The sequence below is a fragment of the Cupriavidus sp. 05N38 genome (assembly GCF_056397345.1).
In genome coordinates this window covers 1-9,477 of sequence record NZ_JBFTNF010000124.1, presented here as the reverse complement: position 1 = coordinate 9,477, position 9,477 = coordinate 1, and the positions used below count along the sequence as shown (strand labels likewise).

Sequence of the window (9,477 nt, the reverse complement as noted above, 5' to 3'; positions counted from 1 at the left end):
GTGACGGACAGGTCCTTGATGGCGAGGGTGGTAGTCATGGCAGTTCTCCTTGGGAGCGATTGAACTTTGGGTTCGGTTGGTTTGAGCAGTGTTTCTGCGCTCGGGAGGTACAAACGCATGGAGTGTGCCAAGGCGGCATAGGGACGCGAAAATCGCCCGCAAACCCAGGCGGGGCTTGGAATAGGTTTTCCCCGAGCGTAGAGAATGACGTCAAGGCCCTGCGCGCGTCGTCCTGGATCTGGCGGGCGTAAACCAACACATCAGCGCCAAGTGTTTGCGATCACGCGACACGCATGGGCCCCTACATCGGCGAGCGGGACGTCGCGCGTCAGGCCGTCTGGACCAGGCCCCCGGGCATTGACCCATTTTCGCTGTGCCGGCTATCGTTGAACCTCACGCTGCGGCTGAGCGCCCGCTGGCGCAGCTTGCTGAGCCACATAGTGGCCGTGCGCGTGCCATAGCGAGGCAACTCGAGTTCGCCTGACTGCGAGCCCCACTTTCACCGCGCGCGCGAGGCGAGGCGCGAAGCAAGCCGCTCAGCCAGCGCCCGGTCAATGACTTCGAACGAACGGCTCGCCCGCTCATAGGCATACATATCGCCGGTGGCTATGTCGAACCACCAGCCGCTCAATACCAGAGCCCCGGCCGTGACTTGGTGGCGGACGATCGGGTAGGTCATTAGATGCTCGAGCTGCACAAGGACATTGAGTTGCGACAATTGGTCGTGCGGCTTCAGCCCGTCATTGAGCGGGCCTTCGTGTTCGAGGCGAAACGCTGCGTTGTTGGCGTGGTAAAGCCATTTATCGAGATTCGGTGCTTTCAGCTTCGGGTTGCGTGCATAGACAGCTTTCATGGCGCCGCATTCGGAATGCCCGCACACGACAATATTCGCGACTTTCAGCACCAACACCGCGTACTCAATCGCGCTTGCCTCGGAGAGGTCGCCGGTCGAGACCCCCTCCGCAGTCGCCGGCGGTATCAAATTGCCGACGTTGCGCATCGTAAAAAGATCGCCGGGATGAGTAGATGCGAGCAGGTCCGGCACAACCCGGCTATCCGAGCACGTGATGAAGAATGCATCAGGTTTCTGCGCTAGCGCGAGCTTACTGAACCGTTCTGCATATTGCGGTAGCATCTTCTCGCGAAATTCGACAATGCCCATTATGAGTTTGCGCATGGCGTGCCTCCGACACAGTTGAGCCCGACGATTCTCCCAGAGGAGCGGTGCATCGCTCGCTATGCATAAACGCGCGTTGCGCTCCCCCATTTGCGATGCTATTTTCGTGCGCACCCCACCCTTCTGGTTGAGCCTGGCCTGCCAGGCTGCCTAATACATGGTGTGATGTCCATCGGTCTGCTAACGTTTATTGAGCGATCGATCGCTCCAGATCCAGCATGTTCTGCGGGTGAACGCGGATAATGCCCCAGCGCGGACTGTCGACGTCTGCGATGAGGGACAGCGAGAGCGAGGCCGTCAGGGGGAGGACAAGCAGGAGCGCGACCTTGGCGCCTTTGCCGCGCACGCCGTAGCCCTGGAGCAGGATGCTGAAGAGGGCAATCGCAATCATCAACGACCAGGCGCCGGTCGGCACCCTGTTCCGCCAGGCCGCAGTCGTGTACCCGTGTGAATTGATGACGTCGTTCATGCCCGCCACCGCAAGTGCGGTAACGGGATCCGGCATTGCCCGCGCCGCATCCCTAACGCCATTCCACATTCGACCTTCAAGTTCGGCGGTGCGGATATCTATTTGCGCCAGCATTGCCGTGTCTCTTGATCGATAGAAGCTAATTCTTAGCGCGACATATTCGCGAAGCAATCCTTTGACCTCCGTGGCTCGGGCGTTATCGAGGAGATCGGCGCGGAGGTATTCGGTGCCGATGGCATTCGCTTCCTCTTCTTCCAGGTTCTTGCGCTGATCGTACCGGCCGACTGCCATCGACAAAGTAAAACCAATCAACAATGCGAAAAGCGTCAAGGTCGCGGTCTGCACGATGCTGAAGTCATCGCGCTCCTCATCGGTTAATGGCCGAAAACGCCGGAGCACGAGCGTTGCAAAGGACGCCACCCCAGTGAATACAATCAACAACAGTACGAAGAGCACAGCAGGACGGTCGACCATTTGCATCACGTTCCCCTGTTTCGTTGACCCGGACAACGGCTGGCCATCTCGATGACCCCGCACCTGCGATCCTAGCCGAATTCCCATTGTCGAAACCTCGTTTTCTGTTCGGTTGCGCCTATTCGTGGTGCTTTCTTACTAATTTCCGACCGGGGGAGTGGTTCGCTAACAAGCGTGCCGCGCGCATCTGGCTGGTGGCACGTCGGCTGTATAAAGGGAGGAGGTCGCGGCGAAGGGCCGTTCGTTACCGATCGGCGGTCATTTGGCGTGTGCAGCCAGATGCCTTTGCACATGGCCGATCTCTGCCGTTTGAACGATTGTCCCTCCCCGGGGACAGCGGGGTCAAAAAAGCCCGAACAGGTTGCCTAACGCAGCCGGACAGCGCGATGAACGGCCACATCAACAACCGCGCTCTGCGCGCCGATCTCCATGGTGAGTACGAGCGCTTTCAAGACGGCGTCAAGAAGGCCAAAGACGTCGACGACAAGGAATCGGCCTTGTATTGGCAGGGAGCGGTTTATGCGACCGTGATGATGGCTAATATGTTCGCGTCATCAAAAGGCAAGAGGAACTTGACGTACCACGAGCATCGCTGGGGTAGCCATGGCGCGGCGGTCAGTTCGGCCTGACGCCCAGGCAAAACATCGTGAGTTGTCCCTCCCATAGGGGGCCTATCTGGCGGACCACATCTCCGTAGGAACGCCCGTCGTAGACATGCTCGAAGACCTTCGGATCGATCAGTCGAACAGCGTCACCGTAACATCGGCATTTTGCCGCGTTCATCCCTTCTCGCTGAAGGCAAGTCGCGACAAACGGGCGCTCTCCGTTTGGATCGCCTGTGCGCGTGAGATATCGCGCAAAAGCTTCTGCGAGGCCGCGAGTGGCCGGCGAGCAGCCTTCCGCGTTTATCACGGCCTCAGCTTCCTTCCAAAGCGGCACATACTCGAGGGTCAGGTTAGTTGCCATGGTCGGCGCCTGGAGTGCGACAACAACGTGCTCGTTTGCCATTGCAAAGCGACATTTCTCGCGAGCCTGCGCCCAAAAACTCGCAAAGAACATCTGATGATCGAGAGGTAACGGCGGACCGCACTCGTGCTGAAGCACCTCAAGAGCATCCCCCCGGGTCTTGGCCCAGGTCTTACCACTTGGGCATGCTTTGTAGGGTGTGTTTGTCCCCGGCACGCTGGCCAGCGCCTCCTTCGAAGGTGGGTACGAACACAGGAAGCGCACACCAGGCCCGTACATCCGCCTCACCTGGTTGCCATAGGCGCTAATGAAAGAACTGTTTGCTTGGCTCTCAGTCGTACCCAAGACGATCCGGACAAACGGCCGGTTCGATTCATTGAGAATGCGACACTCGAACGCGAGCGCGAAGGCGTGAGACGCCACCAGCATCAAGAAAGCCGGCAGAAGGCGAATTGCGATGCGCGGGCTCGGCATCTCTTTTTCTTCTGTTGAACCAAGGCTGGTCGAAAGGATCCTTGTCCTGAGGATAGGTCCCTCGCAAACTTCACCACTGTTCGCCGGCGCACAGACGAAATGCTGCGCGGTGCTGGTTGTGAAGCGAAGCGAATGCGGCCTCGGATCGGGCCCATGCGCCGAGCGTTGCATCGAGAATCTGGGCGTCGTTGGCAAGCAGAACGATGATTGCATCCGCGCAGGCGCAATCGGCTACCGAGGTGGCGAGCACGGCCTGGTTCCGATCGCAGACAACGAGTTCGAAGCCCGCCTGCCGCGCGCAACGAGCCATGGGCGCGGATCCCGACGCCGTGCTCGCCGGCAGCGTGCCTTACCTCCTGTGCGGTTTCCAAGAGGCTCGCCGGTTTCACTGATGAAACGCGAAGGGAGCGGTAAGCCGGCGATGCCCCACCAGTCGACTACAGATGACCTTGCAGTCGTGGTCTGTCGTCTTCTAAGTTTCTCATACGGCACATAGGTCGAGCGGTCTGCGCCAGGCGGCAGACAGCAGCGAGATGTCGAGGCAAGCCCGGGTCCCTGCGGACAGAATTAGATACGAAATCCTGGGACCCGGCGACACTGTCCTCTAGTGGGCAATGCATTCAAATCAGGGTCGAGTGACGTCAACGATGGCGCGGCCCAAGCGTTTATAAGGGCRAGGCAAGTTGACTCATAAAATCTGAGGAGAGGTACCATGATGAACAGATTCTGTGCGGTGGCCATTGCAGCGCTCTTTTCGGTAGGCTTTGCCTACGCTCAAACTGCCGCGCCTGGGGCAGCCGCCAAGCCTGCAGCGCCAGCCGCCGCTCCGGCAGCTTCCTCGAGCTGCGAAGCGAAGGCGGTCGACAAAAATGGCAAGCCGCTAGCTGGGGCCGCGAAAGCTTCCTCTATCAAGAAGTGCGAAAGTGGCAACAAAGGCGACGCATCAGCCGCCTGCGAAGCCAAGGCCGTTGGGAAGGACGGTAAGCAACTCGCCGGTGCTGCAAAGACGTCCTTCATGAAGAAGTGCCAGGCCGACGCCGGCAAATAATCTCGAATTTGAGAAAAGGCCGGCCACGCGCCGGTTTTTTCTGCCGCTCCGCCGCTGGCTTCAATGCATGATTACTGGCCAGCGTGGAGCAGGGGTCGCGGTCAGTTTGCTCCAGACACTCATTGTGATTAATAACGCCAGTCCTGAGTATTGGGTTTTGTGCGGACTTTGACGGTCGAGGGTGGGGCCTGCTGACGTTGTTCAGAGACTATTTGCGGGGCCGCGTTGGCGTATTGGTAGCAGTTGGCTGCCGACCCGTGTGAATGCCGATGAAGCGGGCGAGTGTCGCCGGAAACAAAAAAGCCCCTCGTCAATGCGAAGGGCCTTTCTTCCATCTCGACTGCCTAGGTGCAATGGCGCTTACAGCTTGCGAATCCGGGAGGCTTGCGGACCTTTCGGGCTGTCCTTGACTTCGAACTCGACTTTGGAGCCATCGTCTAAGGACTTGTACCCAGTACCCTGGATTTCGGAGTGATGAGCAAATAAGTCCTTGCCGCCATCATCTGGTGTGATGAACCCGAAGCCTTTTTCAGCGTTAAACCACTTTACGATACCAGTTGCCATCTCATCCTCATTGTTAGGAGCATGCATGCTGCATGCAGAAATAGAAAATCCAATCTGGACTTGCTATTCCAATGTAAGCATCCTGCCGTCGATTGCAGGAAAGTCATTTAGTTAGTGATCATAGCCGGGGAAACACATGCAGCCAAGGTGTCTAGGGTTTACCACGGGGGCACGCCATGAGGCCGCTCAGGCTGGTAGCGGAGTCACCGCTGGTTCTCGCATAAGCTTATTGGTGAAATGAGAATTAAAGGCAACTGATTCTCGCGACCTCGTGGTGGCCGCGTGCACGTCTCTGCCCAGCGAAAAAACCTGACACGGAAGCGAGGGAGGGCGGTGGGCCGAAAAGGAGCGCGTTGTAGGGTGGCAGCAAACTGAATCAGGTCCAGCTGCTCAGCGCCAGCACGTCAGCGGCCGTGTCGAGGATAGCGGCCTGCTGGAGCAAATCGGCAGGGTGATTTGAGGTGGCACTTGTACCTGCCTTGGTCATGTGCGCCTGAGCCATTGCCCGCAGGCTTGCGGCATCCTGGCGCAGGACTTGGACGCTGACAGAATCGGACCAGTGCCCCCTTTTCCCGCTGCTCGTCGGTTGCAAAGTCACCGGGTCCGACGTCATGGGGGAAGCGAAAATTTGATGCATATTGACCCTTTGATTTTGTTGTGCCTGGTTTCGCTTGGTGCTGTCGCGCGAAAGGACTCTTTTTGTTGCGGAAATGAATGCAAGCACACCCGATAGCAGGGTGGCCAGCAGCAGCGATGAATTCCGAGAGTGCGTCGCAGAAGCCGATCGCGCATTGGACACAATCCACATGACGATTTGGTGTCCGTCCAGTAGGCCAAAGCGATGATATCGGCAGGGTTAAGGGTTAATCTCGATGCTGTGTGACGTCGATTCAACGTGTGACCAAGCCAGTATCGGAGGCGGGCCGCAATGCCAGGAAATGGCGCGAAAATGTTCTTTATATCTGACGTGAAAATTTTTAATTTCACGTAGACTGATGAAGTAGTCCTTGCTGCCACCCGCGTCTCGCTTCCCGGCGACGCGGGTTTATTTTTGTGCGATAGCCCACGCAGCAGAATTTTCTCGATGTTTGGCCTACACTTTCCAACCATGAGTTGCACTTAACCCAGCGTTGCTGCTGGGGCTGTCGTGGCTATGGAAATCTACCAACTGCATCTTGTTTCCACGGGTGTGCACCCGCGATGGCTTATTGAGGGGCACAGAGTTCGCGTTCCTGTTGAAGGCAACCAGGTGAACCTGGATGGGAAACTGCTAGAGGTCTACGGTTGCCGTACCGGAAGCGGAAGAGTGCGAACGGGACCGGTTGGACTTGTGTCGGGAACCGTAGTCGAAGTCTGGCGCGATGCCAATGGATTGTTCGTGTGTGCACGTGCCGATGAGGTAGACCGTGCACGTGCCGCTCAGGTGGCGAGAGAAGAGGCGGCTCAGGTCGCTTCGTGTGAGCGCGAGCGGACCCTTCGAGCACAAGCACATGCGTTCAACGCTAGCCTCCCAATTCCCCTCAAGTGGGTGCCCGGTGCTATCGAGGACGAGCTTGGCCATCCGGAGGGCATATCAGATGAGGAAGGGGCGTATCCAGCTAGTATTGTTCACGTCTTGTTAGAAGAGGGTTTTCGCGATGGACGTCTTATGCGGAACGCTGGCGATTTGCTATGCATGCGCTTGCGGCGAGACGGTGGTGAGCATTTTCCTGTGCGAAAAGAGGAAACGTATATCCAGGTCTCGTGCAAAGCGTGTCTGACGGCTGCAAAGCGGTGGCGCTGCGACTAGCCGGCGTTATTCGGCCCAGACGGCATCAACGTCCCTCAGTAGCCGACCAGCCAAGATGTAGTCGCCAAGTTTTTCCGCCTTTGCCTCCAGCCGCTGGAGTTCGCCTGCTGGCAATTCACCCAGCTCAAACTGGCAGTATAGATTCCGTTGCCGGAAGGACAGCTTCGCTCGACTCAGTCCAGCAATGAGTGCCGCCGGTGATTTTACGGCGATGTTCTCATGCCCCCGGTACTCCACACGGACGCCGGCTTTCTGGCCGAGTCGCCCTAGCTCCACGGCATCTTGCCAAGCCGACTCGTAGTCCAATTCGATTACCGATATTCCTGCTGTATTCAGGAACCGCAGGGCCTCCCCTTTGGTTCCGGCGCGCGTTGTCGCCATCCTTACCTCCACTCACATCATCCGCTGCATCCAGGTCGAGCGCCTGCTTCCGTTCCCCCCTTGCTGCGAGTTCGCTTTGCAAGAGCACATTGTACCCGGCGGAGGGCCGCTTCTCTGTTGGGTGGCGCTCATGTTCGTGCAAAAAAGCGGTGCATAATTTCACCTCGCGCGCTTGTCTTTTGCATGCGACGGCCGCATGCCATTGCGTCGGAGAATAAGCACGGACGGACGTGCCGTGTCAGTCCGCGCAAGATTCGTTTGCAGCCTGCCATGGCGGGCTGCAATTTGACCGGCACCCCTGGCGTTACACATTCATGTTGCGTATTTTTTCTTCAATTTTTCTTTCCTCGGCATTGCTGGCGAGCCACGGCAGCCTAGCCCAGTCCTATGTCGAATGTAAGCTTCTCGACAAAGCGGAGCTTAAACTCGCTCCCAAGTCGACGCTCTTGTATCTCCGTTGTCGTGCACGGCAGACTTCGTATGAGGCTGAACGCATCAAGGGCGTTTCGCAAAAGGCCAAGGATGACCTGTTGTTTGCGTGCCAGGACCAGGTGATTGCGGTCGAGCATCAGTTGCGCGTGAGTCACGGCTTCACGAGGGAGTCGCTGGCCAGAGAGAGGTGCGATTACTGAGGCTCCGTGCTTGACGGGGCAGGCATCGCCCGCCCAGTCTCCCACACTCCAGCCACAGGCGCGTCCCGGTTGGCCGCCGTGCCCCAGCGCACGCGTCGTGATGAGGCATCTGGCACGGGATCGGTGCGCGGGTCGGTCCCGCCGTGCCATTTTCCTGCGCCCGCAGCCTGATGCAACTTCCGGGAGCTGTGGCATAGATATTGCGTAAGCGATACACGGGCCAACGGCGGCCTTGAAACAATCTGGCAAGTCGCGATGACACGCTCCGAAAAGGAGCATCCCGGGCAATGGCGCCCCGAAGCGAAATGCTCGCGAACCGGACAACCGGTTTGTAGGCATCTCGCTTCGGGGCGCTTTTTCTTTGCCGGTCAGCGCGGTGCGCGTCCGCGTCGACACTACCTGCAAGGCATGGCATGAACGCTTTCTCTACTCAGTCACCCGAGGCCGAAGTGTCCGCCGAAACCATCGGCGGATTGATCAACCTTTCCGGAAGGCAGCGCATGCTGTCGCAACGGATCGTCCTCCAGCTATTGCTGGCTTCGCGGGGGGACACTGCCGCGCTCGACATCGCACGCAAGTGCCTGTCAATGTTCGAGTCGGCGCATTCGGATCTCGTAACGGGCAATGAGCGTTTGCCCGGCGCATTCTCCGGCGCTTTGCAGCAACTGTACTTTGGCAGTCCGCGCGCTGACGCGCGTATCCGTGAATTCATCGACCAGGTCAGAACAGCGATAGACGCACCACTGGCCGACACCAGCCGGCGAGCGCAATCCCTCGACATGCTGGTGGCGCAGGCCACGCCAATGCTTGAACTGCTGCAGTCCGTCACTCAGGCCTACCAGGAGGAGATGCACCGTTGCGAGGTCGCTGTGCGCAAACGCCACGCCGACCTCGTCGAGCGCCTCAGCGGGATTTCGATGCAGGCGAACATCGTCGCAATGAATGCGCGCATCTCGGCGGCACGGGCGGGAGAGTACGGCAGGGAGTTCGCGGTGATCACGCTGGTGCTTGCAGACATCATCAAGGAGATGGATCAGCTGATCCGACACGTCGTCGGCTCGATCGATGCGTCCAAAGGTCCAATCAAAGTTTAACGCGGAGACGCCCTTGAAACGTTACCTCTGTTCCTTCTGCTTGATTGCCTGCAGCGTCCTGGCGCTGGCCTTGTCCGGGACCGCTTCGGCCGAAACGCTAACGATCAACGCGGCGATCAACAAGGCGGGCCGCCAGCGCATGCTGTCTCAGCGCATRGCCAAGGCATACTGCCAGGCTGGCCTCGGTGTTGAAGTCGAACGTTCGAAGAAGGTCCTCGAACAGTCCGTGGCGCTCTTTGACAGGCAGCTCATGGAGCTGAAGGCGTCCGCGCCCACGCCGGAGATCAAGGACACCTACGCCAGGCTCGAGCAGACATGGATTCCCTACAAGCAGTTGCTGTCCGCTGGCGATCCGAATCTCGATGGCGCGAAAGCAATCGCAGGAATGAGCGAGGAGAATGAGCGAGGA

General features: G+C 58.5%; 12 protein-coding genes. 5 read left to right on the top strand and 7 right to left on the bottom strand.

The annotated features are described in order from the left end of the window. Window positions 1-499: 499 nt before the first annotated feature. Window positions 500-1,177: a carbonic anhydrase gene (locus AC1DK4_RS39910; protein WP_441624241.1), complete on the bottom strand. Its 678-nt coding sequence runs from the start codon at window positions 1,175-1,177 to the stop codon at window positions 500-502. Window positions 1,178-1,364: 187 nt separating this feature from the next. Next, window positions 1,365-2,126 carry a bestrophin-like domain gene (locus AC1DK4_RS39905; RefSeq protein WP_441624239.1) on the bottom strand — a complete coding sequence of 254 codons (762 nt, stop codon included), beginning with the start codon at window positions 2,124-2,126 and terminating at the stop codon, window positions 1,365-1,367. 380 nt (window positions 2,127-2,506) lie between these two features. On the opposite strand from AC1DK4_RS39905, the gene AC1DK4_RS39900 reads away from it, so the two are divergent. Then, entirely contained in the window at window positions 2,507-2,749 is a 243-nt protein-coding gene (locus tag AC1DK4_RS39900) for a hypothetical protein (RefSeq protein ID WP_441624237.1), read from the top strand. On the opposite strand, the gene AC1DK4_RS39895 is transcribed toward AC1DK4_RS39900, so the two are convergent. After that, a complete protein-coding gene (locus AC1DK4_RS39895) occupies window positions 2,736-3,560 on the bottom strand; it encodes a hypothetical protein (protein ID WP_441624235.1) in 825 nt (274 codons plus the stop codon). The genes AC1DK4_RS39900 and AC1DK4_RS39895 overlap by 14 nt on opposite strands. A 70-nt stretch (window positions 3,561-3,630) precedes the next feature. Next, complete coding sequence (locus AC1DK4_RS39890; RefSeq protein ID WP_441624233.1) at window positions 3,631-3,810, bottom strand: hypothetical protein; 180 nt, start codon at window positions 3,808-3,810, stop codon at window positions 3,631-3,633. Between the two features lie 465 nt (window positions 3,811-4,275). Between AC1DK4_RS39890 and AC1DK4_RS39885 the strand changes: the two genes are divergently transcribed. Then, window positions 4,276-4,608 carry a hypothetical protein gene (locus tag AC1DK4_RS39885; protein ID WP_441624245.1) on the top strand — a complete coding sequence of 111 codons (333 nt, stop codon included), beginning with the start codon at window positions 4,276-4,278 and terminating at the stop codon, window positions 4,606-4,608. 360 nt (window positions 4,609-4,968) lie between these two features. Here the strand turns inward: AC1DK4_RS39885 and AC1DK4_RS39880 are convergent, their stop codons facing one another. The 3 genes from AC1DK4_RS39880 to AC1DK4_RS39870 form a co-directional block, all read right to left on the bottom strand. Continuing rightward, window positions 4,969-5,172: a cold-shock protein gene (locus AC1DK4_RS39880; RefSeq protein WP_441624231.1), complete on the bottom strand. Its 204-nt coding sequence runs from the start codon at window positions 5,170-5,172 to the stop codon at window positions 4,969-4,971. A gap of 376 nt (window positions 5,173-5,548) precedes the next feature. Beyond that, complete coding sequence (locus AC1DK4_RS39875; RefSeq protein WP_441624229.1) at window positions 5,549-5,980, bottom strand: hypothetical protein; 432 nt, start codon at window positions 5,978-5,980, stop codon at window positions 5,549-5,551. 987 nt (window positions 5,981-6,967) lie between these two features. Beyond that, complete coding sequence (locus AC1DK4_RS39870) at window positions 6,968-7,342, bottom strand: PHA-granule associated protein 4 (RefSeq protein ID WP_441624227.1); 375 nt, start codon at window positions 7,340-7,342, stop codon at window positions 6,968-6,970. Between the two features lie 314 nt (window positions 7,343-7,656). Here AC1DK4_RS39870 and AC1DK4_RS39865 point away from each other — a divergent pair, with 314 nt between their 5' ends. The 3 genes from AC1DK4_RS39865 to AC1DK4_RS39855 form a co-directional block, all read left to right on the top strand. After that, window positions 7,657-7,974, top strand: a complete 318-nt coding sequence (locus AC1DK4_RS39865; protein ID WP_441624225.1) for a hypothetical protein — start codon at window positions 7,657-7,659, stop codon at window positions 7,972-7,974. A gap of 413 nt (window positions 7,975-8,387) precedes the next feature. Next, the gene (locus AC1DK4_RS39860; RefSeq protein WP_441624223.1) at window positions 8,388-9,068 is read left to right on the top strand and encodes a methyl-accepting chemotaxis protein; all 681 of its coding nucleotides are present in this window, start codon (window positions 8,388-8,390) and stop codon (window positions 9,066-9,068) included. A gap of 13 nt (window positions 9,069-9,081) precedes the next feature. After that, on the top strand, window positions 9,082-9,477 hold a 396-nt coding region (locus AC1DK4_RS39855; RefSeq protein WP_477132226.1), incomplete at its 3' end, for a type IV pili methyl-accepting chemotaxis transducer N-terminal domain-containing protein.